Annotated in this window: 24 protein-coding genes; 11 read left to right on the plus strand and 13 right to left on the minus strand. The window is 69.2% G+C overall.

The features are described 5' to 3' along the window. Positions 1-28 precede the first annotated feature (28 nt). The 4 genes from NNZ72_RS05075 to NNZ72_RS05090 all read left to right on the plus strand — a co-directional run bounded on the left by NNZ72_RS05075 (position 29) and on the right by NNZ72_RS05090 (position 4453). The gene (locus tag NNZ72_RS05075; RefSeq protein ID WP_257313552.1) at positions 29-1012 is read left to right on the plus strand and encodes a zinc-dependent alcohol dehydrogenase family protein; all 984 of its coding nucleotides are present in this window, start codon (positions 29-31) and stop codon (positions 1010-1012) included. Between the two features lie 137 nt (positions 1013-1149). Further along, complete coding sequence (locus NNZ72_RS05080; RefSeq protein ID WP_257313554.1) at positions 1150-2172, plus strand: LLM class flavin-dependent oxidoreductase; 1023 nt, start codon at positions 1150-1152, stop codon at positions 2170-2172. 501 nt (positions 2173-2673) lie between these two features. Then, positions 2674-3288, plus strand: coding sequence for a hypothetical protein (locus NNZ72_RS05085; RefSeq protein ID WP_257313556.1), 615 nt, complete (start codon positions 2674-2676; stop codon positions 3286-3288). Positions 3289-3403: 115 nt separating this feature from the next. Then, complete coding sequence (locus NNZ72_RS05090; protein WP_257313558.1) at positions 3404-4453, plus strand: tyrosine-type recombinase/integrase; 1050 nt, start codon at positions 3404-3406, stop codon at positions 4451-4453. A gap of 76 nt (positions 4454-4529) precedes the next feature. Here NNZ72_RS05090 and NNZ72_RS05095 read toward each other — a convergent pair whose 3' ends face one another. From NNZ72_RS05095 to NNZ72_RS05105, 3 genes are all read right to left on the minus strand, one after another. After that, positions 4530-5636 (minus strand): branched-chain amino acid aminotransferase, encoded by a 1107-nt coding sequence (locus NNZ72_RS05095; protein WP_257313560.1) that lies wholly within the window; start codon positions 5634-5636, stop codon positions 4530-4532. A 62-nt stretch (positions 5637-5698) separates the two neighbouring features. After that, positions 5699-6217 (minus strand): RES family NAD+ phosphorylase, encoded by a 519-nt coding sequence (locus NNZ72_RS05100; protein WP_257313562.1) that lies wholly within the window; start codon positions 6215-6217, stop codon positions 5699-5701. A gap of 8 nt (positions 6218-6225) precedes the next feature. Continuing rightward, the gene (locus NNZ72_RS05105) at positions 6226-6576 is read right to left on the minus strand and encodes an antitoxin Xre/MbcA/ParS toxin-binding domain-containing protein (protein ID WP_257313564.1); all 351 of its coding nucleotides are present in this window, start codon (positions 6574-6576) and stop codon (positions 6226-6228) included. A gap of 317 nt (positions 6577-6893) precedes the next feature. On the opposite strand from NNZ72_RS05105, the gene NNZ72_RS05110 reads away from it, so the two are divergent. Both NNZ72_RS05110 and NNZ72_RS05115 read left to right on the plus strand, forming a co-directional pair. After that, positions 6894-9137 carry a methyl-accepting chemotaxis protein gene (locus NNZ72_RS05110; RefSeq protein WP_257313567.1) on the plus strand — a complete coding sequence of 748 codons (2244 nt, stop codon included), beginning with the start codon at positions 6894-6896 and terminating at the stop codon, positions 9135-9137. A gap of 476 nt (positions 9138-9613) precedes the next feature. Continuing rightward, complete coding sequence (locus NNZ72_RS05115) at positions 9614-9871, plus strand: transporter substrate-binding domain-containing protein (RefSeq protein WP_257313569.1); 258 nt, start codon at positions 9614-9616, stop codon at positions 9869-9871. A 351-nt stretch (positions 9872-10222) separates the two neighbouring features. Here NNZ72_RS05115 and NNZ72_RS05120 read toward each other — a convergent pair whose 3' ends face one another. Further along, positions 10223-10465 (minus strand): WGR domain-containing protein, encoded by a 243-nt coding sequence (locus tag NNZ72_RS05120; protein WP_257313571.1) that lies wholly within the window; start codon positions 10463-10465, stop codon positions 10223-10225. A gap of 312 nt (positions 10466-10777) precedes the next feature. On the opposite strand from NNZ72_RS05120, the gene repA reads away from it, so the two are divergent. The 3 genes from repA to repC all read left to right on the plus strand — a co-directional run bounded on the left by repA (position 10778) and on the right by repC (position 14602). Then, entirely contained in the window at positions 10778-12028 is a 1251-nt protein-coding gene (gene repA, locus NNZ72_RS05125) for a plasmid partitioning protein RepA (protein ID WP_257313574.1), read from the plus strand. 2 nt (positions 12029-12030) lie between these two features. Further along, entirely contained in the window at positions 12031-13086 is a 1056-nt protein-coding gene (repB, locus tag NNZ72_RS05130) for a plasmid partitioning protein RepB (protein ID WP_257313577.1), read from the plus strand. 319 nt (positions 13087-13405) lie between these two features. Beyond that, entirely contained in the window at positions 13406-14602 is a 1197-nt protein-coding gene (repC, locus tag NNZ72_RS05135) for a plasmid replication protein RepC (RefSeq protein ID WP_257313579.1), read from the plus strand. 119 nt (positions 14603-14721) lie between these two features. Here repC and NNZ72_RS05140 read toward each other — a convergent pair whose 3' ends face one another. Together NNZ72_RS05140 and NNZ72_RS05145 are read right to left on the minus strand one after the other, a co-directional pair. Continuing rightward, positions 14722-15792, minus strand: coding sequence for a D-alanine--D-alanine ligase family protein (locus NNZ72_RS05140; RefSeq protein ID WP_257313581.1), 1071 nt, complete (start codon positions 15790-15792; stop codon positions 14722-14724). 77 nt (positions 15793-15869) lie between these two features. Continuing rightward, a complete protein-coding gene (locus NNZ72_RS05145) occupies positions 15870-17096 on the minus strand; it encodes a glycosyltransferase family 4 protein (RefSeq protein WP_257313583.1) in 1227 nt (408 codons plus the stop codon). 53 nt (positions 17097-17149) lie between these two features. On the opposite strand from NNZ72_RS05145, the gene NNZ72_RS05150 reads away from it, so the two are divergent. Next, on the plus strand, positions 17150-18076 hold the full coding sequence (locus NNZ72_RS05150) for an NAD-dependent epimerase/dehydratase family protein (RefSeq protein WP_257313585.1): 927 nt from the start codon (positions 17150-17152) through the stop codon (positions 18074-18076). Here NNZ72_RS05150 and NNZ72_RS05155 read toward each other — a convergent pair. Genes NNZ72_RS05155 through NNZ72_RS05180 form a run of 6 tightly spaced genes read right to left on the minus strand, consistent with a single transcriptional unit; the run spans position 18063 to position 24609 of the window. Further along, positions 18063-18644 (minus strand): sugar transferase, encoded by a 582-nt coding sequence (locus tag NNZ72_RS05155; protein WP_257313588.1) that lies wholly within the window; start codon positions 18642-18644, stop codon positions 18063-18065. The genes NNZ72_RS05150 and NNZ72_RS05155 overlap by 14 nt on opposite strands. 4 nt (positions 18645-18648) lie before the next feature. Next, positions 18649-19803 carry a non-hydrolyzing UDP-N-acetylglucosamine 2-epimerase gene (gene wecB, locus NNZ72_RS05160; protein WP_257313591.1) on the minus strand — a complete coding sequence of 385 codons (1155 nt, stop codon included), beginning with the start codon at positions 19801-19803 and terminating at the stop codon, positions 18649-18651. A 1-nt stretch (position 19804) separates the two neighbouring features. Then, on the minus strand, positions 19805-20929 hold the full coding sequence (locus tag NNZ72_RS05165; RefSeq protein ID WP_257313593.1) for a polysaccharide biosynthesis C-terminal domain-containing protein: 1125 nt from the start codon (positions 20927-20929) through the stop codon (positions 19805-19807). After that, the gene (locus NNZ72_RS05170) at positions 20926-21957 is read right to left on the minus strand and encodes an SDR family NAD(P)-dependent oxidoreductase (protein ID WP_257313598.1); all 1032 of its coding nucleotides are present in this window, start codon (positions 21955-21957) and stop codon (positions 20926-20928) included. The genes NNZ72_RS05165 and NNZ72_RS05170 overlap by 4 nt, the downstream gene beginning before the upstream one ends. 10 nt (positions 21958-21967) lie before the next feature. Beyond that, complete coding sequence (locus NNZ72_RS05175) at positions 21968-23158, minus strand: glycosyltransferase family 4 protein (protein WP_257313600.1); 1191 nt, start codon at positions 23156-23158, stop codon at positions 21968-21970. Between the two features lie 14 nt (positions 23159-23172). Continuing rightward, complete coding sequence (locus NNZ72_RS05180; RefSeq protein WP_257313603.1) at positions 23173-24609, minus strand: O-antigen ligase family protein; 1437 nt, start codon at positions 24607-24609, stop codon at positions 23173-23175. Between the two features lie 86 nt (positions 24610-24695). On the opposite strand from NNZ72_RS05180, the gene NNZ72_RS05185 reads away from it, so the two are divergent. Continuing rightward, the gene (locus NNZ72_RS05185; protein ID WP_257313606.1) at positions 24696-25787 is read left to right on the plus strand and encodes a DUF2793 domain-containing protein; all 1092 of its coding nucleotides are present in this window, start codon (positions 24696-24698) and stop codon (positions 25785-25787) included. Between the two features lie 29 nt (positions 25788-25816). Here NNZ72_RS05185 and NNZ72_RS05190 read toward each other — a convergent pair whose 3' ends face one another. After that, complete coding sequence (locus NNZ72_RS05190) at positions 25817-26857, minus strand: glycosyltransferase family 2 protein (protein WP_257313609.1); 1041 nt, start codon at positions 26855-26857, stop codon at positions 25817-25819. Between the last annotated feature and the right edge of the window lie 17 nt (positions 26858-26874).

Genomic DNA, 26874 nt, shown 5'->3' on the forward strand with positions numbered 1-26874 from the left:
GGTGCATTCTGCCCGAAGGAGGCAAGCGATGAAGGCGATGATTCTCCATGCGCCCGGGACGCCCCTGGTTCTCGAGGAGCGGCCGGACCCGGTCCCGGGACCGGGCGAGCTGCGGCTGCGGGTGGAGGCCTGCGCGGTCTGCCGCACCGATCTCCACGTCGTCGACGGCGACCTGCGGCATCCGAAGCTGCCGCTCGTGCCCGGCCACGAGATCGTCGGCATCGTCGAGGCCGTCGGGCCGGGCGTCGATGCCGCGCGGATCGGCCGCCGCGTCGGCGTGCCCTGGCTCGGCCATGCCTGCGGCACCTGCGCCTGCTGCCGCTCCGGCGCGGAGAACCTGTGCGACGCCCCGCTGTTCACGGGCTATACGCGCGACGGCGGCTTCGCGACCCATACGGTGGCCGACGGCGATTTCGCCTTCGACCTCGACCGGCAGGCCGACCCGGTCGCGCTCTCCCCGCTGATGTGCGCCGGGCTGATCGGCTGGCGGTCGCTGAAGAAGGCGGGGGACGGACGGCGCATCGGCCTCTACGGCTTCGGCGCGGCCGCCCATATCGTCGCCCAGGTGTGCCGCTGGCAGGGGCGCGAGGTCTACGCCTTCACCCGCCCGGGCGACAGGGAGGCGCAGCGCTTCGCGGAAGGCCTCGGCGCCGCCTGGGCCGGCGGATCGGACGCGCCGCCGCCCGTGCCGCTCGACGCGGCCATCATCTTCGCGCCCGTCGGCGCGCTCGTGCCGGCGGCGCTCGCCGCGGTGCAGAAGGGCGGCCGCGTCGTCTGCGGCGGCATCCACATGAGCGACATCCCGGCGATGCCCTATGCGCTGCTGTGGGAGGAGCGCGCGCTCGTCTCCGTCGCCAACCTGACGCGCAGGGACGCGGAGGAGTTCTTCCCCGTCGCACGGGCGGCCGGCGTGCGCACGCAGACCGCGCCCTACCCGCTCGACCGGGCGAACGAGGCGCTCTCCGACCTCCGGGAGGGCCGCATCAGCGGCGCGGCGGTGCTCGTCCCCTGAGGCGGCGACCCCTGAGGCGGCGGCGCCGATCCGTGAACGCACTGTTCTTGCCCGGCCGGGTTTGCAAAGCCGGTGCGATGCGCCATTTAGGGTGGCATATCCCGCAACGGACGCGCCCGCGTCGAGGCTTCGCAATCATGAAAAAGATCGGCTTCCTCTCCTTCGGCCATTGGACCCCCTCCCCCCAGTCGCAGACCCGCTCGGCGCGCGACGCGCTGCTGCAATCCATCGACCTCGCGGTCGCCGCCGAGGAACTCGGTGCGGACGGGGCCTATTTCCGGGTCCATCACTTCGCCCGCCAGCTCGCCTCTCCCTTCCCGCTGCTCGCCGCCGTCGGCGCGCGCACGCGCAAGATCGAGATCGGCACGGCGGTGATCGACATGCGCTACGAGAACCCGCTCTACATGGCCGAGGACGCCGGCGCCGCCGACCTCATCGGCGGCGGCCGCCTGCAGCTCGGCATCAGCCGCGGCTCGCCCGAGCAGGTCATCGACGGCTGGCGCCATTTCGGCTACCAGCCGCAGGAGGGCACGACGGACGCCGACATGGGCCGCCGCCACGCCGAGGTGTTCCTCGAGGTGCTGAAGGGCGAGGGCTTCGCCGAGCCCAACCCGCGGCCGATGTTCCCCAACCCGCCGGGCCTGCTGCGCCTCGAGCCCCATTCGGAGGGCCTGCGCGAGCGAATCTGGTGGGGCGCCGGCTCGAACGCCACCGCCGTCTGGGCCGCGAAGCTCGGCATGAACCTGCAGAGCTCCACCCTGAAGGACGACGAGACGGGCGAGCCCTTCCACGTCCAGCAGGCCGCGCAGATCCGCGCCTATCGCGAGGCTTGGAAGGACGCCGGGCACGCGCGCGAGCCCCGCGTCTCGGTAAGCCGCAGCATCTTCGCCCTCGTCGACGACCGCGACCGCGCCTATTTCGGCCGCGGCGGCAAGGAGGAGGATTCGATCGGCTACATCGACGCGAACACGCGGGCGATCTTCGGCCGCTCCTATGCCGCCGAGCCGGACGAGCTCGTCCGCCAGCTCGCCGCCGACGAGGCGGTGCGCGAGGCCGACACGCTGCTTCTCACCGTGCCCAACCAGCTCGGCGTCGACTACAACGCCCATGTCATCGAGTCGATCCTGAAGCACGTCGCCCCGGCGCTCGGCTGGCGCTGAGCGGGCAAGGCCGGGGATCCCGCTCCTCGCCGGCAACCGGTCGAAAGCGCCGGATTTCCGCGCGGCTTCCTTGGCTTCGTTGTCAGGCGCGACGAGCCGGCGGGCAGCGGCCGCCGGCTCGCCCTCGTGGCGAAGGAGGACGCCGGCTGAACGGGGCGGCGGCTGGCGCCGAGAGCATTTCAACGATCCGAGCCTCGCCGCTGAGGGAGGCCGGCGACCCTCTCCCGGCGGTTCCCTCTTCGCCTGTTGCAGCGCGCAAAATCGAATGGCACGGCCCGCAAGATCAGATGGCAGCACAATCTGCGTAACATCTGACACCGCTCGATGGTGCGTCGCCCAGTGCAGGCGATCTCCTCGATCACGAAGTTCTTTTGTCAAAGACCGGAGGCCTCGTCACTGCCGCCCGGTACTGCCGGATTGCACCATTCTCGGCACGGCAGGGTAATCTTGCCACCCGACGTACTCGCGTTCATGGTGCATTGTGTATCAACGGAGGGGGCAATGTCGCGCGCTACGACTTGGCAGGTTGCAATCACGCTCATTCTTCTTTCCGGCGGTTTTATCCTTGTAGGAACCGTCGGATACTTTATGAGCCCGGCGTGGCTATCGGTGGAAGAAATATGGGCCAAAGCCGAAAAGGCAATAGTGGAACCCGCATATCCTGTCGCGCCAACGGGCCGGCAGGTCACGGAGACCCATACCCGCCAGGTGTGCACCGAGCTTCCCAAGATACTCGGGCTAGGCATTCGCATGGAGCAGATATGCAGGGATATCCATGAGGAGGTTCCAAAATTCGTAGACGCTACGACCGAAGAAATTCGGCAGTGGGAGGAACAGACGGCGGCCATGCGGAAGGCTTATCAGGACGCGGTCGCGAGTGAGGCCAATCGAATTTCTGCTCAGCAGCGCGCGGATATGAAGGACCATGTCAAGGATGTGGCGCAGATCGGTGCGGGCGTCATCGGCATGGTGTCTGGCTTAATCGCTCTCTTGATAGGTTTTAATCAAAACGGCGACAACGGTGGGAACGCCAAGAATACCAACAAGGCTAGTATCAAGGGTGCCGGGAACGGCGCGACCAAGAAAATCAGGAAATGGCAATTCCAGAAAAAATAGCCACCACCTAAACCACTCACTCCCCTTGGCGTTCAAGCGCAGGAGCCTCGTCCGGCCGACGGCGGTTCTCGCCGCTGCCTCGCGCATTTTCCCCGCGCCTGTGCTTAATAGGGGCATGAGCCGAATCATCGACCAGGACGATATCGCAGCCGGGGCCGGGGCGCTCGCCGCCCCGCTGCCGCTGCCGTCGCATCTCGAGGACCTCGCCGACCGGGCGCGCACCTATGTCGAGGCGGCGAGCTCCGCCAACACGCGGCGCGCCTATGCCGCGGACTGGAAGCATTTCAGCGCCTGGTGCCGGCGGCAGGGCCTCGCGGTGCTGCCGCCGAGCCCGGAGGTCGTCGGCCTCTACATCACCGCCTGCGCCTCGGGCGCGGCCGGCGGCCGGCCGGCGGCGGTCTCCACGATCGAGCGGCGGCTGTCGTCGCTCTCCTGGAACTATACCCAGCGCGGCCTTGCCCTCGACCGCAGGGACCGGGCGATCGCCACGGTGCTCGCCGGCATCCGCAACCGCCACGCCGCCCCGCCGCGCCAGAAGGAGGCGATCCTGCCGGAGGACCTCCTCGCCATGCTGGAGACGCTCGACCGCGGCACGCTGCGGGGCCTGCGCGACCGGGCGATGCTGCTCGTCGGCTTCGCCGGCGGGCTGCGGCGCTCCGAGATCACCGGCCTCGACCTCGGCCGCGACCAGACGGAGGACGGGCGCGGCTGGATCGAGATTCTCGACAAGGGCATCCTGGCGACGCTGCGCGGCAAGACCGGCTGGCGCGAGGTGGAGATCGGCCGCGGCTCGGCGGACGCCACCTGCCCGGTCGTCGCCGTCGAGAGCTGGATCGCCTTCGCCCGGCTGGCGAAGGGCCCCCTCTTCCGCCGCGTGACCGGCGGCGGCAAGGCGGTCGGCCCGGACCGGCTGACCGACCGCGAGGTGGCCCGCCTCGTCAAGCGGACGGCGATGGCCGCCGGCATCCGCGGCGACCTCGCCGAGGGCGAGCGGGCCTCGAAATTCGCCGGCCATTCGCTGCGCGCCGGCCTCGCCTCCTCGGCGGAGGTGGACGAGCGCCACGTCCAGAAGCAGCTCGGCCACGCCTCGGCCGAGATGACGCGCCGCTACCAGCGGCGGCGGGACAGGTTCCGGGTCAATCTTACCAAGGCTGCGGGGCTTTAGGGGTTATTACCCTTCGGGTTACCCCCCTCTGCCCGGCAGGGCAGAGGGGGTGCTGCGAGCGAAACGCCCCGCTCCCTCAAACGCCCGAAAGCGTGTGCAGCCAGCCGTTGCGGTCGTTGGTCTGGCCGCGCTGGATGCCGACGAGGGCCTCGCGCAGCCTGGTCGTGACCGGACCCGTCTCGCCGTCGCCGATCCGGAACTCGCCGCCGGAGAATTTCACCGCGCCGATGCCGGCGACGACGGCCGCCGTGCCGCAGGCGAAGGCTTCCTTCAGCCTGCCGCTCGCCGCGTCCGCCTGCCACCGGTCGAAGGAATAGGGCTCCTCGCGCACCGTCAGGCCCTCGTCGGCGGCAAGCGAAATCAGCGACTTGCGGGTGATGCCGGGCAGGATCGTGCCGGACAGCGGCGGGGTGACGATGGAGCCGTCCTCGAGCACGAAGAAGACGTTCATGCCGCCGAGCTCCTCGACCCAGCGGTGCTCGGCCGCATCGAGGAAGACGACCTGGTCGCAGCCGTGGGCGGCGGCCTCCGCCTGGGCGACGAGGCTTGCGGCGTAGTTGCCGCCGCATTTCGCCGCCCCCGTCCCGCCCGCGGCGGCGCGCGTATAGGTCTCCGAGACCCAGATCTTCACCGGCTTGGCGCCGCCCTTGAAATAGGGGCCGACCGGCGAGGCGATGACGCAGAAGATATATTCCTTCGACGGGCGCACGCCGAGGAAGGTCTCGCTCGCGAACATGAAGGGCCTGAGATACAGGCTGCTCCCCTCCCCTTGCGGGATCCAGCGCGCGTCGATCTTCACCAGCCCCTCGACGGCGGCGAGGAAGTCCTCCTCCGGCAGCTCGGGCATGGCCATGCGGCGGGCCGATTCGTTGAAGCGGCGGGCGTTCTCCTGCGGGCGGAACAGCACGGCGCGGCCGTCGGCGGTGCGGTAGGCCTTCATGCCCTCGAAGATCTCCTGCGCATAATGCAGCACGCTCGCGGCCGGATCGATCGGGAAGGGCGCGCGCGCGGTGATCTCGGCGGAGTGCCAGCCCTTGTCGGCGCTCCAGCGGATGACGGCCATGTGGTCGGAGAAGAGGGTGCCGAAGCCGAGGGCCTCGAAGGCCTTGAGCCGGTCGGCCTCCGGCACGGGATGGGCGGTCGGCTTCACGGCGAAGGGAAGGCGCGGGGATGCTGCTTGCATGGGGATTGGTCTTTCGGATGGTATCGAAGATGGGTGCAAACTGCCGCTTTGCGATCGATTTTTCAACCGCTTTCCGGCGGATGGGCCCGAGAAAGCCGGTTCTCGTCGTCGATAAGGGCGAGCCGGTGCGGCGCGGCCGGTCCCCAGCGCCAGAGCACGAGGTTGAAGTCGGCGCCCGTCGCGCCGGCCGCGAAGGAGCGCACGAGGAGGCCGTGGTGGCCCGCGGCGATCAGCCGGCGTGCGAGCGCCTGGGTCGGCGCCTCGCCGTCGGCGCGCATCCTCTCGCGCCAGCCGGCATCCGCCAGCCCCGCCGCGTCCATGCCCGCCTCGGCGAGTGCCGCCGCATCGCGCGTGTCGAAGACGCGGGCGATCTCCGCCTCGTAGCAGACGAGCGTCGTCGGCTGCAGCGTGCCGACCTGGTTCGCCTCGCGCAGCGCCGTCATCACGGAAAGCGACGTGTAGAGCGCCGGCACGCCCTTCGGATTGAAACGGCCGCCGTAGAGCTCCGCGCCGCGCCCGGAGAGCGGCTCGCGGGCATGCACCGGATTGAGCGCCCGATAGAGCTTGCCGTCGTAGCGCAACGTCCGGCTCAGGCGTGGACGCCGGCGTCGACGGCGTCGATATAGTCGAGCACGTCCTCGGCCCGCCCGCCGCGCACGAGCTGCATCGCCGTCTGGCCGGCGAAGCCCGCCAGGGGCTCCGAGCGGTACCAGGCATAGGCGATCAGCCCCGAGCCGAAGCGCGGCTCCACCTTGTTGAGCACTTCCACCATCTCGCGCAGCCGCCGCTGCGTGCGGTCGGAGCGCAGCCGGTCCTTGCGCTGCACGGCGTCGCGGCCGAGCCCGGCGGTGCGGGCGACCTCCTCGCTCGTGGTGCTGAGCGCCGCGGCGATCTTGCGCGGGGCGAAAATTCCGCCGTCGGAATATTGCGCGAGACCCATGATCGTCACCTCCGGAAGCCTTGCCACTCGTACTGACGCAATATGACGTCAATTCTCGTGGATTTCAAGTCCCTGTGCCATTCCGTGACGCGTGCGTCAGAGTGTCTCGCCGGGCGTTTCCTTCAGCTTCCGTTAACGTCCGCCCCCGACAAACGAAGGCGTGCATGAATGCATCAGGACCGGGCATGACGCCGCCACCCTTAGAGCATTTCCGCCTTCCTCCCAATTGCGAAAACGCTCTATCCATTTGATTTTTCGCAATTCCGGGCGCAAGGCCGCGGTTCGCACCCTTGCTGGAATTGCTCTAGGAGCGCACCATGCAACTGGTCGACATTTCCATCAACAAGCGGATCCTGACGGCAGTCGCCCTGCCGATGCTCGCCGCCGGCTATCTTTCCTATGCGCAGATCTCCGACCGCTACGAGACCTATGGCGCGATGAACGGCATCGTCGCCGCCAGCGCCGATCTCGGCCGGCTCAGCGACATGGTGCATGCGCTCCAGCTCGAGCGCGGCGTGACCTCGGGCTTCATCGCCTCGAAGGGCGGGAAGAACGCCGAGGCGATGCGGAGCGCGCGCGCCGCCTCGGCGGCCGCGACCGGGCAATTCGACGCCGTCATGGCGAGCCTCGCCGAGGCGGTTCCCGTCGATCTCTCGGCGGAGGCGCAGGCCTTTTCCGCGCGCCTTGCCGCCCTCGAGACGCTGCGGCGCGGCGTCGACGCGCAGACGGCGAGCGGGGCCGAGGCGCTCGACGCCTACAAGGCGGCGATCGGCGCCGTCGTCGATCTTGCCGGCGACCTCGCCCGCGCCGCGCCCGACGCCGGGATCTCCCGCCGCATGGCCGCCTTCGTCGAGCTGATGCAGGCCAAGGAGCTCGCCGGCCAGGAGCGCGCCACCGGCAACGGCTTCATCGTCTCCGGCCGCCTCGACCCGGAACGCCTGACCGGCTTCGTCGCCATGGCGGGCGGGCAGGCGGTGCTGCTCGACGCCGCGCTCGCCGTGGAGGACGAGGGGACCCGCGCCCGCGCCGCCGCCGCGATCGCCGACGTCTCCTCCGGGCTTGCCGCCATGCGCGGGGCGATCGTGCGGGACGGCGCGGAGGCACTCGCCGGCCTCGACAGCGGCGCCTGGTACGACGCCGCCACGCGGCGCATCGACACGCTGAAGGAGATCGAGAACGGCAAGCTCGCCACGCTCTCCGCCCTTGCCGGCGGCGAGGCCGACCGCGCCTTCCGCAATCTCGTGCTGATCGCCGTCCTCTGCGCGGCGGGCGGCCTGACGATGACGGTCTTCTCCGCGCTGATGGCGATGACGGTGGTGCGTCCGCTCGGCCGCATGGTGACGGCGATGGGCCGGCTTGCCGCCGGCGACGTCGACAGCGCCCCGCTTGCGACCGGCCGCAAGGACGAGATCGGCGCGATGGAGGAGGCCGTCGAGGTCTTCCGCCAGGCGGCGATCCGCAACCGCGAGCTGGAGGCCGCCGAGGCGGACAGCCGCGCCCGCGCCGAGCGGGAGCGCGAGGCGATGCAGCGCGCGGCGGAGGCGGAGGCCGAGGCGCGGCTGATCGAGGCGACCGACGCCTTCGCCGCCAGCATGAAGCGGCTTGCGGCGGGCGACCTCGTCTGCGAGCTCGACCGGCCCCTCGCCTCGCAGTTCGAGGCGCTGCGGCAGGACTTCAACAGCGCCGTGCGGCAGCTGCGCGAGACGCTGCGGAGCGTCGGCCAGTCGGTCGGCACCGTCACCGGCGGCTCGCGCGAGGTCTCGTCCGCCTCCGACGACCTGTCGCGTCGCACCGAGCAGCAGGCGGCCTCCCTGGAGGAGACCGCCGCGGCGCTGGAGGAGATCACCGCCAATGTCGGTGCCACCTCGAAGCGGGCGGCCGACGCCCGCGACGTAATGCGCGAGGCCCGCGCCAAGGCCGACCAGTCGGGCGGCGTCATGCGCCACGCGGTGGCGGCGATGGAGAAGATCGAGCAGTCCTCGCACCAGATCAGCCAGATCATCGGCGTCATCGACGACATCGCCTTCCAGACGAACCTGCTGGCGCTCAACGCCGGCGTCGAGGCGGCGCGGGCCGGGGACGCCGGCAAGGGCTTCGCCGTCGTCGCCCAGGAGGTGCGCGAGCTTGCCCAGCGCTCCGCCCAGGCGGCGCGCGAGATCAAGGCGCTGATCGGCACCTCGGAGGCTGTCGTCGGCGAGGGCGTGCGCCTCGTCAGCGACACCGGCACGAGCCTTTCGGAGATCGCCGCGCTGGTGCAGGCGGTGAACACGCACATGGAGGCGGTGGCGACGGCCGCGCAGGAACAGTCGGCCGGCCTCGTCCAGGTCAACACCGCCGTCAACCACATGGACCAGTCGACCCAGCAGAACGCCGCCATGGTGGAGGAGATGAACGCCGCCGGCGCGGCGCTTGCCACCGAGAGCGCGCGGCTTGCCGAGCTGCTCGCCCAGTTCCGCCTCGGCGACGAGGCCCCAGCCCGCGCCGCCGCGCCCGTCCGCCGTGCCCCGCCCGCCGCGAGAGGCAACCTCGCGGTGCGCGAGGCGGAGTGGGCGGAATTCTGAACCAGCCCGACCGAGTGGAAGGAAACGGCCCCGGAAGAGATTCCGGGGCCGTTCGCTTTTCGCCGGGCGGCATCTCGTCCACGTTTCGACCCGGCAAACCCGCCCGGACCTATGGGTCGTCTCTTCCTCGGCGGGGGGAGGAAGGTGCATCGCCCCTCGTTGACAGCTGTCAACACGGCTTCCTGCTCGTCCCGACCCGACCCGACCCGACCGGGCCCAGCCCGGTCATGCACGTGCGACGTAACTGAGCGTACCGATCCTGATGATGGGGACGACAGGGTATTGGCCGATCCTCGCAAGGTGCGCCGCTCCTTCTCGAAGCGCCGCCGCGCGGCGGGGCGTACGCCGCGAATTGCCAACATATACAGACGCAAAGTTTTGGGCATGATCGCCGTCGCTGCCGCCGTCTTTTCCCTGGCCCCGCCCGGGCGCCGTCGTTCGAGAAATCGGATGCAGCGGCCGCCCTCCTTCCGAGGTTGATCCGGGTCCTGCGCATCGCCGTGCCCGACGTCGGCAAGCCGCTCTCCTACAAGGACGGCGAAGCGCTGAAGGGCATGGACGTCGACCTCGCCAACGCGGTGGCCGACACCCTCGGCCTCAAGGCGGAGATCGGTCCCATCCCTCCTCTACCGAGCGGCGACGGTACAGCCCCCGGCTGCATCTTACGCCGCCCTCACCCGTTGGCAGCTGCCGACACGACTACACGCCGGCTCGACGCGGATCATCCACGCTGACGTTGGTGAGCGTATCGTTCCCGTCCTGGCCGGGAATGCAGACAGCGGGCGGTTGGTCGCTCGCACGAGGTACACCCGCCTCTCATTGGGCGCCGCGGAGTGCGAACGTCCCCACCGGCTGATTATGCCGCCTGCATCCGTTGACAGCTGTCAACGCGGCTTCACGCTCGCCCGAGGCCGGCTATCCGGCGCACGACATTGCCGGGCGGATTCTCGCTCCGGAACAGAATGTAGACGCAAATGAAAGGGCATTGGCGAACTGCGTGAGGCACTCATGTCTCCCCGAAGCGAGCGGAGAGAAGGGTCGGCATCCACCTACTGCCGTCCATCCGTTGACAGCTGTCAACGCCCTCATCCGACCCGCACATACCCTCGCCCCGCCTTGCGCCGCAGCAGTCGTGCGGCGGCGGCACGGGCGGCGGCGAGGTCGGGTTGCGGCTCGGCGCGGCGGCGGCCTACGGTGCCGATGCGGCCCCATTCGCGCACCAGCAGGACCGTGCCGAACAGGTCCCGGGTGATCGCGAGGCGCCAGTAGCGCTGCATGTTGCGGGCGGGATCGCGCCGCTCGAAATGGCGTGCTTCGTCGTCTTCCATGCCGCGCAGTCTCCGTGCGCACGGCCCGCCCGTCCAACGACTTCGGTGAATCGGTCGGGGCGGATCGATTCACGGCGTTGATGGGTCGGAGGGCGGGGAGAAAAAGGGGCTTGACGCGACTCGGTCGATGGCCCACCGTCCCTAACGGAACCGGGCGAAGATCAGGACATTCGCCGTAACTGCCGAAGTGATCCGCAGATTTTTCCGAGCCCGTATATCCCCGGCCCGGAGAATCGCCGAGAATGGAAGGACAGCACGCCGCCGTGGCGCCATGAGGGCGGAGCGGGCGGAAGACCAGAAACGGAGACTGCCATGGCTTTGCCCTCGGAGCCAGCCCCGCAAACGCAAGCCCCCGCCCCGCGTCCGGCCGACGTCACCATCGCCGAGGACGCCGAGGCGCTGTCCGTCCAGCTCAAGGCGATGCGCGAGCGGCTGTTCCCGCCGGCCGCGCAGAAGACGCTGCGCAGCTTCACCTCCGGCGAGGCCGCGCGGCTGATCGGCGTGTCGGACGGGTATCTGCGCCAGATCGCGCTGGCCGGCGAGGGGCCGGAGCTGCCCGTCGGCCCCGGCGGGCGCAGGCTCTATTCGCTCGCCGACATCGACGCGCTGCGCCGGCACCTCGCCGAGCAGGCGCGCGCCAAGGGCAATGCCGCCAAGGCCCGCGGCTACCTGAAATGGCGCGATCCGGAGCGCGGCGAGCACCTGCAGGTGATCTCCGTCACCAATTTCAAGGGCGGCTCGGGCAAGACGACCTCCTCGGTTCACCTCGCCCAGCACCTCGCCATGACCGGCCACCGGGTGCTCGCCATCGACCTCGACCCGCAGGCCTCGCTCTCCGCCCTGTTCGGCTACCAGCCGGAGCTGGACCTTGCCGGCAACGACACGATCTACGGCGCGATCCGCTACGACGGCGAGGCCCGTCCCCTCTCCGCCATCGTGCGGAAAACCTATTTCCACAATCTCGACCTCGTGCCGGGCAACCTGGAACTGCAGGAATTCGAGCACGCGACGCCGCGGGCGCTTGCCGAACGGCGGCCGGGCGACGGCCACGCGCTGTTCTTCACCCGCGTGCAGGCGGCGCTTGCCACGGTCGCCGGCGACTACGACGTGGTCGTCATCGACTGCCCGCCGCAGCTCGGCTACCTGACGCTGTCGGCGCTCTGCGCCTCGACCTCGGTCATCGTCACCGTGCATCCGCAGATGCTCGACGTCGCCTCGATGAGCCAGTTCCTGTTCATGACCTCGGACCTGCTCGGCGTCGTGCGCGAGGCGGGCGGCGAGCTCAACTTCGATTTCCTGCGCTACCTCGTCACCCGCTACGAGCCGCATGACGGGCCGCAGGCGCAGATCGTCGGCTTCCTGCGCTCGCTGTTCGGCGAGCGGGTGCTGACCGCGACGATGCTGAAATCCACCGCCGTCTCGGACGCCGGCCTCACCAAGCAGACGCTCTACGAGGTCGGCCGCGAGAATTTCTCGCGCGGGACCTACGACCGGGCGATGGATTCGCTGGAGGCGGTCAACAGCGAGATCGAGGCGCTCATCCACACGGCATGGGGACGCTGACGATGGCCGGACGCGACCGCAAGAATTCGATCAAGGCGCTGTTCGGCGGCGACATCGTGCCGGCCGCCGATCCGCCGGGCCGCGCGCCCGAGGTGAAGTCCATGCCGGCGCCGCCGGCGGGCGACGGGCCGGGCCGGGCCGCCTCCGGCGCGGTGAAGGCGATGGGCCTCTCGCTCACCTCGATCACCCGCGAGGCGGAGGAGCTGCGCCAGGCGCTCGCCGAGGGCGAGCGCGTCGTCTCGCTCGATCCCGATCGCATCGATGCCTCCTTCGTCAGCGACCGGCTCTCCGACGAGGAGCGCGACGATCCCGATTTCGCCGCACTCGTGGAGAGCATCCGCGAGAGCGGCCAGCAGGTGCCGATCCTCGTGCGGCCCGCGCCGGGCGGCGGGGAGGGGGGCGAGCGCTACCAGGTCGCCTACGGCCACCGCCGCGTCAAGGCCGCCCGCAGGCTCGGCGTGACCGTCAAGGCGATCGTGCGGCCGCTCAGCGACGAGGACCTCGTGCTCGCCCAGGGCAAGGAGAACGCCGAGCGGCGCAACCTCTCCTTCATCGAGCGCGCGCTCTTCGCGCAGGCGCTGACGGCCCGCGGCTTCGAGCGCAAGCTCGTCTGCGAGGCGCTCGCCGTGGAGAAGAGCGAGCTGTCGCGCCTGCTGCAGGTGGCGGAGAACGTGCCGCCGCAGGTCGTCCGGGCGATCGGCCCCGCGCCCAAGGCCGGGCGCGCCCGCTGGATGGCGCTCGGCGAGATATTCTCCAACGACAACGGCGCGCGGCTCGAGATCGCGATCGACGAGATCTACAGCACGCGCTTCCGCGCCGCCCCGTCCGACCAGCGCTTCCGCATGCTGTTCGACCGGCTGTCGCGGCTGAGAAAGCCCGAGCCGCAGGTGCGCGCGATCGCCCGGGCCGACGGCGGGCCGCTCGCGCGGCTGGAGCGCAGGGGCAAGGCGACGGTGATCGCCTTCGCCGCCGACGTCGATCCGGCCTTCGCCGAGCGCGTCGCGGCCCGGCTTGCCGAGGATTACGCCGCGTTCCTCGCCGCCCGCGCGGAGACGTAGAGACCGATTCGGGCCGGGAAACCGGCCTGGAGAACCCAGGTGAAACCAGCGAAAGGAAGCGCGTAGACAAGAAAAAAGGCCCCCAAAACGTACCCGTTCCGGAAGCCCTCTTCTATGTAGCAGTTCGAGAGAATCACTTCCGACAGTCAAAGTCAAGAGTCGCGGATGCCCGCAGCGTCCCGCGCATGGATGGATTCATCCCTGTGCGGAAAGGATGCTCCGGTCCCGGATAGGGAAGCATTGCGCGAAACGGAGAACTTCGTCTGCCCGAGCGGCGGCGTCGGCGGGACCTTCTTGTCTCAGGACAGGGGACCGGACGATGATGGAGCATATTGCAACGACGCCTTTCGGCGGCGGCAGGATGACTGCGCGCCTGTTTCGGCGCCAGCGCGCCGCGGCCGAGCGGCAGGAGAAACTGCGCGCCGGCGACGGCGGCAACGACACGGGCCGCGCCGACAAGTGGCAGCTTCTGCGCGCGCTGACGGAGGCGCGCCGCGCCTACGGGCTGGGGGACCGGACGATCGCGGTGCTGGAGGCGCTCGTCTCCTTCGCGACGGTGCGCGAGCTCGACGGCTCCGCGCCGCTCGTCGTCTTTCCCTCCAACCGCGAGCTTGCGGTGCGCGCCCGCGGCATGGCGCCGGCGACGATCCGCCGGCATCTCGCCGCCCTCGTCGAGGCCGGCCTGATCTTCCGCCGCGACAGCGCCAACGGCAAGCGCTACTGCCGCCGCGACGAGAGCGGCCGGGTGGAGGACGCCTTCGGCTTCGACCTCGCGCCGCTCGCCCTCCAGGCGGACGAGATCTTCGCCGCCGCCGAGGCCGCCCGCGCCGCCGACCGGGCCGAACGGGCGCTGCGCGCCGAGGTGACGCTGCATCGCCGCGACATCGGCAAGATCGTCGAGGCGGCGCTGGAGGAGGGCAGGGCCGGCGACTGGGCGGAGATGGCCGCGCGCCTTGCGGCCCTTTCCGCGGGCATCGGCCGGCGCATGGCGGCGGCGGAGATCGAGGCGCGGCGCGACGGGCTGCTGCGGCTTCGCGCCGAGGTGGAAAACGCTTATCTCTCAAGCCTTTCCGAAGAGGAAATGAGCGCCAATGACTCCCATGACGAGCGCCATATTCAGAATTCAAATCCAGACCCGACCCTTGATAAAAACGGCCATGAGTCCATCCAAGGCGAAGCCGCACCGGAGCGGAAGGCGGCGATAAGCCTTGCACGGCTGAAAAGGCTCTGCCCGCAGATCGGCGATTATGCCCGGGACGGCATCCGCAACTGGGCGGACCTCGTGGCGGCCGCCGATCTCGTGCGTTCCATGCTCGGCGTCTCGCCCGACGCCTGGCGCAAGGCGCGCGCGGCGATGGGCGACGAGGCGGCGGCGATCACCGTCGCCGTGCTGCTCGAGCGCGCCGAGACGATCCGCTCGCCCGGCGGCTACCTGCGCGATCTCACCGCCAAGGCCGAGCGCTCCGCCTTCAGCATCTACCCGATGTTGCAGGCGCTGGAGCGGGGGAAGGGATGAGCCATGGACGCCCGTGCTGCCGCAGCGCTGCGGACCTTCCATCGAGGGAGGGTAGGGGCGGCGAGGCACCCGTCTTCCCTCCGATGGAGGCGGCCGCGAAGCGGCGGCGGGCGTCGCGTCTACCGGCCCGCCCGGGCGAGGCCGTGGGCGACGAGGCGGTCGATGACCTCGGCATAGCCGACGCCGCTTGCCGCCATCGCCTTGGAATACATGCTGATATCGGTGAAGCCGGGGATGGTGTTGAGCTCGTTGATGAGAATGCGGCCGTCCGCCGTCAGGAAGAAGTCGACGCGGGCCATGCCGTCGCAGCCGAGCGCGCGGAAGGCGTCGGCGGCGAGCGCCCGCATCCGCGCCTCGATCTCCGCCGGAAGGTCGGCCGGCACGGTCAGCGCCGCGCCGTTCTCGTCGATGTATTTCGCGTCGTAGCTGTAGAAGCCGTGGCTCTCGGCGGGCGCGATCTCGCCGGGGCGGGAGACGAACAGGCTGCCGTCGACGCTCTCCAGCACCGCGCACTCGATCTCGCGGCCGGCGATGAATTCCTCCGCGAGCAGCTTGTCGTCGTGGCGGAAGCCCTCCTCCAGCGCGCCGGCGAGCTCCTGGCTGGCGTTGACCTTGCGCACGCCGACGGAGGAGCCCTGCCGGGCGGGCTTGACGAAGAAGGGCAGGCCGAGCTCGGCCTCCAGCGCCGCGTGGGAGGGCGCGTCGCCGCGGCGCAGGATCGCCGCGCGGGCGGCGGGAAGGCCGGCCGCGCGCAGGAGCCGCTTGGCGATGTCCTTGTCGAGCGCATTGGCCGAGCCGAGCACGCCGCAGCCGGCGAGCGGCACGCGCGCCACCTCGGCCAGCCCCTGCACCGCCCCGTCCTCGCCGTGGAGCCCGTGCAGCACCGGAAAGAGGATGTCGATCGCCGGGAAGGCCTCCGCCCGGCCGTCCTCGGCAAGCGCCACCGCCCGGCCCCTGCCGCCGGGAACGAGAGCGATCTCCGTGCCGCCTGCCGGCTGGTCGAGCGCGCCGTCGCGGTAGGAGCTCAGCAGCCAGCGCCCCTCGCGGGTGACGAAGACCGGCACGGGCTCGTATTTCGCCGGGTCGAGCGCGGAAAGCACGTTGACGGCGGACAGCACGGACACCTCGTGCTCGGCCGACCGGCCGCCGAAAAGCACGGCGATGCGCAGTCTGTCAGGGGATGCGGGCATGGAAGGCTCCGGAAGGCGAAAGGCGGGAGTGCCGAGGAGGGCAGGGGAAATGGGCTTTTTGATGGACGGGAAACGCCTTACGACATCCCTGCCGCATCCGCCAGCGCCCGTTCCAGATCGCCATGGATCCTGTCGGCCGCGTAGTTCTCCTCGAAATAGCGCCGGGCGTTCCGGGCATAGGTCTCCCTTCGCTGCCGCGGACCGTCCATGAGGCCGGCGATGGCGGCGGCGAGCGCCTCCGGCCGGCCGGCGGGCACGGCGACGCCGGCTTCCGCCTCCGCGACGATGCGCGCGCCCTCGCCGTTGAGCGAGGCGACGATCGGCTTGCCGCAGGCCATGTAGCATTGCGTCTTGTAGGGAACCGTCAGCGCGAAGATCGGCGTGTCCTTCAGGCTGACCAGCATGGCGTCGGCATGGGCGAAGAGGCCGGGCATCGCCGCCTCGGGAAAGCGCCCGAGGAAGCGGAACCGGGCGTCCAGCCCCTTTTCCGCGACGAGCCGGCGGACACGCGCCTCGTCGCGGCCGCTGCCGACGATCACCCAGCAGAGCCCGGGCCGGTCGCGCAGCAGCGCGGCGGCGGCGACCAGCGTGTCGAAATCCTGGCTCTCGCCGATATTGCCGGCGAACATCAGGCGGAAACCGTCCTGCGGGATCAGCGCGGCATGCTCGGGCGCCTCCTCCGGCGCCACCGGCCGGTAGAGCGGCGGGGCGGTGTTGGGCAGCACGCGGATGCGCTCGCGCGGCACGCCGAAACGGGTGATCATCCCGGTGAAGGCGGCACTCTGCACCAGCACGATGTCCGCCCGCCGGTAGAGCCAGCCGCAGACGGCGTTCAGGACCGCCACGGCGATCCGGGAACGGATGCCGAGCGTGAAGGTCGCGCTTTCCGGCCAGATGTCCTGGACCCAGTAGACGCAGGGCGTTCCCGTGCGCCAGCGCAGCACGATGCCGGCGAAAGCCTGGAACAGGGGCGAGGGCATGGAGACGAAGGAGACGTCCGGGCGGCCGCGCAGCCTCAGCCACATCGTCCAGCTCGCGGCGAGCGGATAGACCAGATAGTTGGCGATCAGCGACAGGGCGCGCCTGCCGCGGGGAACCGTCAGGACGCGGCTGATGCGGACGCCTTCCCACGTCTCCTCCCGCCTGGCGGTGTTCGAATAGCCGGCGGGAAACCGCCCCTCCGGATAATTCGGCACGCAGGGGAACGCGTGGACCTCGTGGCCGCGGCGGACGAGCTCGCGCGCGATCGCGTTGTTCGAGAACTGCTCGGGATGGAAATACTGGGAAATCAGCGCGACATACATGAAGAAACAACAATATGGACAGAATTGATGCGGATGGTGCAGTATAGATATCGATGACGGACGGACGCCGAGTCAAGCTTGACCTGACCGGCGCAACGGGCTTCATAGCCCGCGGCGTCATGGAGGCGTGCGCGGACGCGGGCGTCGCGTGCCGGGCGCTGTCGCGCAGCGGCCGTCCCGACTGGGTTCCGCCGGCCGTCGCGTGGCGCACCGTGCCGTCCTATGCCGATGCCGACGCGCTCGCCGGCGCGCTTTCCCGGGGCGGCTGCCTCCTGCATCTCGCCGACAATCCCGCCCGCGATGCGGAGCGCAGCGCCGACGCCGCCGCGCGGCTGTGCGCCGGCCTGATCGAGGCGGCACGGCGGGCGGGCACGGCCCGCATCATCGTCGCAAGCAGCGTCCATGCGCGCGACGCGCAGGCCGGCCCGGCCTCCTACGGCGCCGTGAAGCGGCTTGTCGAGCAACGGTTCCTCGCCGCCCGCGGCCATGGGATCGACGTCGTGATCCTGCGCCTGTCGCCGGTTTACGGGCCGGGCGGGGCGGGAGGCTTCGCGGCCCTGTCGCGCCTCGTCGCCCGGGGCGTTCCCCTGCCGTTCGGCCGCGCCGCGGCGCCGCGGGCCTATCTGTCCCGGCGCAACCTGGTGGCGTTGGTGCTGGCGATGGCAGGCGCCGGCGATGCGGCATGGGCGGAGGCCTCCGGCCGGATCTTCGAGCCGTCCGACGGGGAGCCGATCGGCACGCGCGACCTGGTCCGCGCCATGGCCGCGCAGATCGGGGTGGCGCCGCGGCTCCTTCCCGTTCCGCCGCGTCTCCTGAGGCTGCTTGCGGGCGCGACCCGCACGGGGAGCCTCCTGTCCGGCGCCCTCGACGAGCTCCGCGTCGCCCCGCCGCTGGAGCTCGAGCGCCGCTTCGGCTGGCGGCCGGTGGAGCGGATGCCGGAGAGCCTCGCCTTCCTGGCGGCGGAGGTCAGGCGCGCTTGACGGCATCGCCGCTACCCCGGCCCGCGGCCGTGAGGAGAAGGATCTTCAGGTCGCCGGCGAGATCGACGCGGCCGAGATAGGCGGCGTCCGCCTCCGCGAGCGCCACGGGCGTCGACATGTCGATGCCGGCAAGCTGGGCCGGACCGGTGATCCCGGGCCTCAGCGCATGGACGCCGCGCCGTTCGCGCTCCTCCACCAGCAGCGTCTGGCCGGGCAGGCAGGGGCGGGGGCCGACGAAGCTCATGTCGCCCCTGACGACGTTCAGGAGCTGCGGCAGCTCGTCGAGCTTGGTGCGCCGCAACAGGCCGCCGACCCGGGTGATCTGCGCGGCGGAAACCTCGTGGCTCGCGCGGTCGCCGGTATCCGCCGACATGGTGCGCAGCTTGTAGAGCATGAAGGGCCTCCGCCCGCGCCCGACGCGGACCTGCCGGAAGATCGCCGGGCCCGGGCTTTCCAGCCGGATCGCCACGGCGCAGCCGAGGCAGAGGAGGATGGCGGCGGGCGCGGCGAGAAGCGCCAGGAGAAGATCGGACAGCCGCTTGCCGCGGTTTCGGTAGAGGTCGGACATGGCGTCATCCCAGATCGTTTTCGCGGATGCCGTCCCAGGCGTTGGAGAGCCTGGCCGTGCCGAGGATCAGCGCGACCACCCGCTCGGACGTGTCGGGTATGCAGTAGTCGGCGGGGACGGGGTGGGGGAGGCCGGCCGCCTCACGCTCGGCGAAGAAGCGGGTGGCGGCCTCGACGCCGGCGAGGATCGCCTGCGGGTCGGCGCCGGTCATGACGATGGAGCCGGCGTCGAGCGCCTCCGGCCGCTCGATGGCGTCGCGCGGCGTGACGGCGGGAAAGCCGAGGATCGCCGATTCCTCGGCGATCGTGCCACTGTCGGAAACGGCGCAGAAGGCGTCCTTCTGCAGGCGGTTGTAGTCGTGGAAGCCGAAGGGCTTCAGGAAGCGCACCGGTCCGCTCCCCGTGGCCTTTCCGAGCGCCTCGAGCCGCTTTCGCGTGCGCGGGTGGGTCGAGACCACCACCGGCCGGCCGTAGCGGGCGGCGAGCGCCTCCAGCGCCGCCGTCAGCGCGGCAAGCCGGGCGCTGCTGTCGACGTTCTCCTCGCGGTGCAGCGAGGCGATGAGATAGCCGCGCGGGGCAAGGCCCAGCCGGTCGAGGACGCCGGAGGCGGCGATGCGGTCGCGGTAGTGCTCCAGCACCTCGCGCATCGGCGAGCCGGTGAGGTGGATGCGGCGGTGGGAAATCCCCTCCGCCAGCAGGTGGCGGCGGGCGTGCTCCGTATAGACGAGGTTGAAATCGGCGATGTGGTCGACGAGCTTGCGGTTCGTCTCCTCCGGCACGTTGTGGTCGAAGGAGCGGTTGCCGGCTTCCATGTGGTAGACCGGCACCTTCATGCGCCGCGCCATGACGGCGGAGATCGCCGAGTTCGTGTCGCCGAGGATCAGCACGGCGTCCGGCCGCTCGGCGGCGATCACGCGCTCGCTGCCGGCGAGGATGCGGCCCAGCGTCTCGCCCAGCGTGCCGCCGCCGGCGCCGAGGAAATGATCGGGCCGGCGCACGCCGAGGTCCTCGAAGAAGATCTCGTTGAGCTCGTGGTCGTAGTTCTGCCCGGTATGGACGATGCGATGGTCGCAATGGTCGTCGAGCCGAGCCATCACGCGGGAGAGGCGGATGATCTCCGGCCGCGTGCCGAGGATGGTCATGACCTTGAGTTTCTGCATCTTACGGCTCCAGGACGGGATCGGCATAGGTGTCGGGCCGGGCGGGGTCGAACAGGTCGTGCGTCCAGAACAGCGTCAGGAGCGGCCGCGTGCCGGTGTTCTCGATGCTGTGGGTGTGGAGCGTCGGCATGTCGACGGCCGCGGGCGTTCCGCCCTCGACCCGGTATTCCGTCACCGTCCGGCCGAGCGCCGGGCGGATGCGGATCGCCGCCTCGCCCTCCAGCACCAGGAAGCGCTCGACCTTGGACAGGTGGAAATGGTTGCCGCGCGTTACGCCCGGCTCGGTCCAGCTCAGGAAGGTCTGGCCCCCGCCGCCGCCCTTGACCGCCTCGAACAGGGTGCCGCGCCGGTCGCTGTTGAGCGCCAGCGGCCGGGGGAAGCCGTGCGGATGGAGGGCCGCGCGGTAGCTGTTGAAGAGGGAAAGCGCGAAGGGATCGGCAAGATCGGGAAAGACGTTCGCTGCATAGGCGGCATGGAAGGCGCGCAGCGTCTCCAGGAGCTCGGGCACCGCCGTCGGGCGCGCGGGCGGGCGGAGCGTGCCGGTCCTTTTCTCCGTTGCCGCGTCGATCGCCGCCTGCGCGGCCGCGCCGGCATGCAGGAGGTCGACCCGGCCGTCGCGGTTCACCTTCGGCGTCTCGCCGCGGATCACCCGGTCGATGAAGGTGGCGGTGACGTTGTTGTAGTCGGGCCGCGCGCCCTCGCCGAAGACATGCGGCAGGACGAGGTCGGTATGGGCAAGGCCCGCCGCGGCGAGGATCTCGCCCGCCCGCCGCTTGCCGCGGCCGTAGGGCGTGTCCGCGACGGCATGGACGGAGTTGGCGTAGACGATGTGCGGGGCGGCGCCGGCAGCGCGGCAGGCGGAGACGAGCGCCTCGGCGATCGCCGGGTTGGCTGCCTCCACGGCCTCGTCCGGCCCGCGGTTGACGCCGGCGAAATGCAGCACCGCGTCCGCCCCCTCGACCGCCCGGCGGAGCCCGGCCGGATCCGAGAAGCCGGCATGGTCGAGCCGGACGAGCGCGAAGGGCGGCGCCTCGCCGCGGAAGAGGGCGGCGCGGTTTTGCGCATGGAGGCGCACGGCGGCGTGCCGGCCGAGGAGGCCCGCCGCACCGGTGACGACGATCCTCATGCCGCCCTCCCCCGCCAGGCGTCGAGCTCGGCGCGCACCTCCGGCAGGCTGACGAGCAGCCGCTTGACGCCTTCGACGTCGAGCCGTTCGGTGTTGTGGGAATGGTAGTCCTCATGCCGGGCGGTCGCCTCGTCGCCCTCGCTGAAATAGGCCTTGTAGTTGAGGTCGCGGTCGTCCATGCGGATGCGGTAATAGGCGCCCATGTCCTCGCTGCGGCTGAGCTCCTGGGCGGTCGCCAGCGTCTCGTAGAGCTTCTCGCCGTGGCGCCAGCCGATCTGCTCGACCGGATGCTCCGGCGCGCCGAAGAGGTCGGCGAGCGCCGCGACGAGGTCGGCGATGGTGGAGGCGGGCGCCTTGCGGATGAACAGGTCGCCCTGCCGTGCATGGGTGAAGGCGTGGTGCACCAGCGCCACGGAATCGCTGAGCGGCATCAGGAAGCGGGTCATGCCCGGCTCCGTCAGCGTGATCGGCCGGCCGGCCTTGATCTGGCCGATGAAGAGGGGGATCACCGAGCCGCGCGAATACATGACGTTGCCGTAGCGCACGATCGAGACGGTGGTGGCCGCCGCCGTGCCGATCGAGCGGGCGATGGCGGCGGCGACCTTCTCCATCATCGACTTGGAGATGCCCATGGCATTGATCGGCAGCACCGCCTTGTCGGTGGACAGGCACACGACCGAGCGCACGCCGGCGGCCACGGCCGCCTGGATGACGTTGTCGGAGCCGAGGATGTTGGTGCGCACGGCCTCCAGCGGGAAGAACTCGCAGGAGGGCACCTGCTTCAGCGCCGCAGCATGGAACACGCGCGTGGCGCCGGCCATCGCCCGGTTGACGCTCTCGCGGTCGCGGATGTCGCCGACGTAGAAGCGGACGCTGTTGCTGCGCAGCGCGTTGCGCAGCATGTCCTGCTTCTCCTCGTCGCGGCTCAGCACCCGTATCTCCGCGCAGCCCTTGTCGAGGAGGTCCCGCAGCATCGTCTTGCCGAAGGATCCGGTCCCGCCTGTGATGAGAACGCATTCATTCTTCATGGGGGCCTCTTCAGGTGAGTGCGGCGGCGGCCTGCCGACCGCCCAGCGCCGCGGTGAAAAGCATCCGGTTCGCCTCGACGTCGGCGGACGTCCTCTGGCGCTCGCGGGCATGGGCGAAGACGCGGGTGCGCCGCGCGGCGGCCTCGCCGGGCGTCGCGGCGGCGGCGCGCTCGATTGCGGCGGCGAAGGCGGACGGATCGGCAAGCGGCAGGTCGTCGCCGACGCCGGCCGCCGCCAGGCCGCGCCAGGGCGTCGTGTCCGACAGCAGCACGGGCGTGCCCGCGCCGAGCGCCTCGGCGACGACATGGCCGAAATTCTCGCCCCGCGTCGGCAGGAAGAACAGGTCGTGCGCCGCCATGACGCGCGCCACGTGCGACGGATCGACCGGACCCCGCCAGTCGACCGCGACATGCGCGGGAAGCCGCGCGGCAAGCCTCTCGCAGTCCGCCCGGTAGGCGGCATCCTCCGGCGGCCCGACGACGGAGAAGACGACCGGCACCCGGACGGACGCGAGCACGCGCAGCGCATAGTCGAGGTTCTTCATGGGCGAGATGCGGCCCAGGAAGAGCACGCGCAGCGGCGCGCCCGGCGCGCGCGGCCCATGCGGCGGCGGCCGCGGCCCGAGCGGCGAGGACAGATCCGCCGCCACACGGACATCGGCGGCGCAGGGGCCGAGGGCACTGCGGATGTCGGCGCTCTCCTGTTCCGTAGACGCCTGCCACGCGACGGCGGTAAGCAGCCCCGTTGTCTTGCTAGCCGTGAGATGGATTTGCTTCTTCCGCCGTTTGAGCGCCAGAGCGCCCGGAGAGAACTCCCCTCTCGGAGCAAGAATCGTGGGCCGACGGGGGATCAATCCCAACCGCCGCGCCAGGAGGGGCAGGATGGTGAAGCGGGGTGAAAAGAAGCTGTTGAGATAGAGCAGGTGGTGCGGCACCTCGCGCAGGATGCGAGAAAGACTGACAAGCGTCCGTTCTTGTGGTGCGGTGTAATAAACTTGTGCAGGCCCGACGTGAACCCAGCGGCGGCCGGCGATATCCGGGTAGGGCGCGGCGTCTCCCAGATCGCGGTCCGCGCAGATGATGCGAAAATCGAACTCGTCACTGAGCCTGTCCACGAGATTAGTGATGCTTCGCAGTGCGCCACCGGCCTTGAAGCCGGGGAGATAGTGATCGAGCGGAGCAAGAATGACGGGGCGATACATGAGAGCCTGCTTTCCTATTTATAAGCGGGAAGCGTCCGCCGCCTCGTATCAGCCAGGTCCTGGTCTCCCACGCGAGAACGCCTGTTCGCGTAGGCCCAGCCAAGCAGGATCAGTGACAGCATGCCGAATCCTCCTGGGGAAAAGAGCGTCGCTTCTCCCAAATTGAGCAGCAGCGCCGTGAGGCACACCGCGAATGAGGTAAAGTCGCCGCGAGCACTGCCGCGTAGAAGAAGCCATATCCACGGCGCGATCAGCATGGCGCCGATAAAGCCAAGTTCTTCGAGAACCACGAGAGGGGTAACGCCCTTCTCGGCCGCCGCACCGGTCGGTAAACCAAAAAGAGCATCGCGTTCGATGGCCATGGAGCGTGGACTGGATGCGATGCCGAATCCAATGCCTTCCAGCGGGTGTTTCTCGATATTGTCCAGCATCCGGTCCATCAGCCCCCCTCGCGACAGTTCATAGGCAGCCAGGAGGCCGTTGACCTCCGCGCGGCCGGATTTCGTGATGAAGGTTTGCGCCCTGTCGGCAACCATGGGCGCCATCATCAGTCCACCTGCGAGTAAAATGAAGAAGGCGATCCAGACACGTTTGCTTATCAAGCCGGGTGCCATACGGATAATCGAGCGGCCTGCGAGGCCGGGGCCCGCCAGCAACGAACCTCCCACACCCAGGATAGCTGCAACGCCGGCGGTTCGGGCTTCCGACATCAGAATGGCGGCAAGGGAGGCGCCGGCCACACCCAGCAACCACCAGGGTGGATGCGCCTCGCCGAACAACCGCGCTGTTGACCAGGCGCACAAGATAGCCATTGCTGATCCGAAGACCTGCGGCTGGTTCAAGACACCTTGAAAGCCGCTTCCGTTGGTAAGGTATCCAGTCGGCATGGCAGCCAGAGGAAAACTTGCAGCGAGCAGGATCACCAATCCCCAGAAGAGGTCTCGCGATACGTTGTCCCTTTCCCGTTTGGGCATGCTGCACCAGGCCGAAATGAGTGCCGCCATGGTCAGGGACCAGGATATGGCCTTGAGGATTGAGACGTCTGCGATCGGACTGACCAATATGGAATGCCCGATGATGAAAAGACCGATCAGCAAGGTGTAGAGGATGAACGGGCGCAGTCTCATATCGCCCGGCAAAACGGTTCCGTGGAAGAAAACCGACACGGCGGCCGCAAGTAATACCGCATATCGGCCTATGGACGTCCCGCCTCCGTCCTGCGCTATGCCGGGATTGATCATGGTGAGCAGGCATGAAAGCGCGAGTGCGCGGATTGCATGCCCTTGGCCCAGCAATGCAAAGGCCCCCAGGCCGAAATAGGCAAGCGTCGCGGTGCTCGCGGAGGCAAGCCGCAAGGCGACGACAAATGCAAGCACGAGGTAGGGCCAGATACCGGCGGCAGACGCACGCGTCCGTCTCTTGCTGCGCGGTATTATCGGACGGTACGTCATGCTACCCCCCGGATTACATGACGTCTTGTCCCCGCCCGGTTGGCTTCGTCCATAATGACGGAAACGAACCGCAAGGAAGCTTGACCATGAGCGAACAGACCAATCTTCTCAACATGCCCTACATCCTGCCCTCGCAGGCGCAGAAGCATGTCACCCACAACGAGGCGTTGCGCATGCTCGATGCCGTGCTGCATCTCCGCGTTGACGGGATCGGCCGCGACGCGCCGCCGGAAAGTCCGGAGGAGGGGGAGCGGCATGCGGTGGGTGATGCGCCGGCCGGTGCCTTTGCCGGCCATGCCGGCGAGATCGCCGCCTTTCAGGATGGCGCATGGGCGTTTTTCCCGCCGCGGGAGGGATGGTTGCTGTGGGATGCGGCGGGTGAGGCCTTGCACGTCTTCCATGAAGGCAACTGGGTGGAAGCCGTGCCCGCGCCCGACCGTCTGCAGCAGCTCGGCATCGCCACGGATGCGGACGGGGTGAACCGCCTCGCCGTCGCCGCCCATGCCACGCTTCTCACCCATGCGGGCGCCGGTCACCAGCTCAAGGTCAACAAGGCGGCGGCCGGGGATACCGCCTCGCTCCTGTTCCAGACCGACTGGTCGGGCCGGGCCGAGATGGGCCTTGCCGGCAACGACGATTTCTCCGTCAAGGTCTCGCCGGACGGCGCGGCCTGGAAGACGGCGCTGCGCGTGCGCGCCGCCGATGGCTTCGTCGGGATCGGCACGACGGAAGCCCGTTATCTCCTGACCGTCGGCCAGCCGGGCACGCCGGACGGAACGCCGCATTTCGACAAGTCGATCGGCATCTCGGGGGCCGGCGCCGCCTATTTCCGGGGCGAGGATACCGTCAACAACATCCGCTTCCTGATGGGAACCTCGACCAGCGGCTATGTCCTTCTGGCGTCGATGAGCAACCATCCGTTCGTGATCCGCGTCAACAACAGCGTCGAGGCGATGCGGATCGCGGCGAGCGGCCAGATCGGCATCGGCACGACCGTGCCGCATGCCTCCGCCCTGCTCGACGTGGCCGGCACGGCCCGCGGCTTCCTGCCGCCGCGGATGACCACGACGCAGCGCGATGCCATCGCCGCGCCCGCCGAGGGCCTGATGGTCTACAACAGCACCGACCACGAGCCGCAATTCTGGGACGGGAGCCAGTGGAGGAGCATGGCCGCGTGAACCGGACCTGGCGCTGAGACGGGAAGCGCTCATGCCGCGCGCCGTATGAGCGAGGCATAGTAGCGGACATAGAACCATTGTATCAGCCGTCGCAGCCGGATCGGCGAGAGATTGATCGCCGCCATCAGCCCGTAGCGCGCCACCGTCGCCATGCCGCCCGCCCTGTTGACATGCCGGAACGGGAAAAGCCCGGCATCTTTCATCCGGGCGAGAACGGGCCGCACCATTCCCGCCTCGAGCGGATGGCAGGCATAGGCCTGCATGATCGCCGCATCGAGCAACCGGATCCGCGCGTCGATCGCCGCCGCTATCCGGCGGCCGCAGCGGGGATGCTGCCGCGTCCGGGCAAGCTGCTCGCGGACATTGAGCATCGACGTCATCCTGAACGTGGAAACCGTCGGGTTCATGCTGGCAGTGAGGGAGGATGGCCTCAGGATATAATCATAGGCGACGATGTCGGAAATGAGTAACCTTTTGGTGAACATCATAATTCTAGGGAGAATTTCCACGTCTTCCATGAAAAGTTTTTCGGCAAACATAATTTTATTTTCAATAAGAATTTCTCTTTTTATAATAAATTTCCAGAAAAAGCATTGTATATAGTTTTTCTCATAGTAATCTTCTCCTGACAACAGAGAGTTCCTTGGTCCGTTCGATATTACGGAAAAACGCTCCGGAGAATCGGGCGTCGATCCTATCGCTCGCGATCCTGCGACCATCACATCGGCATGATCACGATCGAGAGAGGACAATATCGCCTCGATCTTTTCGTGCCGCACGATATCGTCCGCATCGACGCACCAGATATATTCGCCCGTTGCGTTTCTTATCCCGGTGTTTCGCGCCGTTCCCGGACCATCGTTTTTCGGCTCCACGATGAGCTTGAAACGCTCCGTTTGCGGCATCGTTTTCCGGACGATGTCATCGGTGCCGTCCGTCGATCCATCATCCACGACGATGATTTCGATGCGGTTGGAAATCGCATGAATCCGCGACAGGTTCTCGACGGCCCGCGCGATATAGTCGCTGCCGTTGAACACGGGAACGATAAGGCTCAGCAAATAGCTCAAGGGCGATATCCTTCCGA

This window comes from Shinella pollutisoli (genome assembly GCF_024609765.1).
In the GTDB taxonomy this organism is placed as follows: Bacteria; Pseudomonadota; Alphaproteobacteria; order Rhizobiales; family Rhizobiaceae; genus Shinella; species Shinella pollutisoli.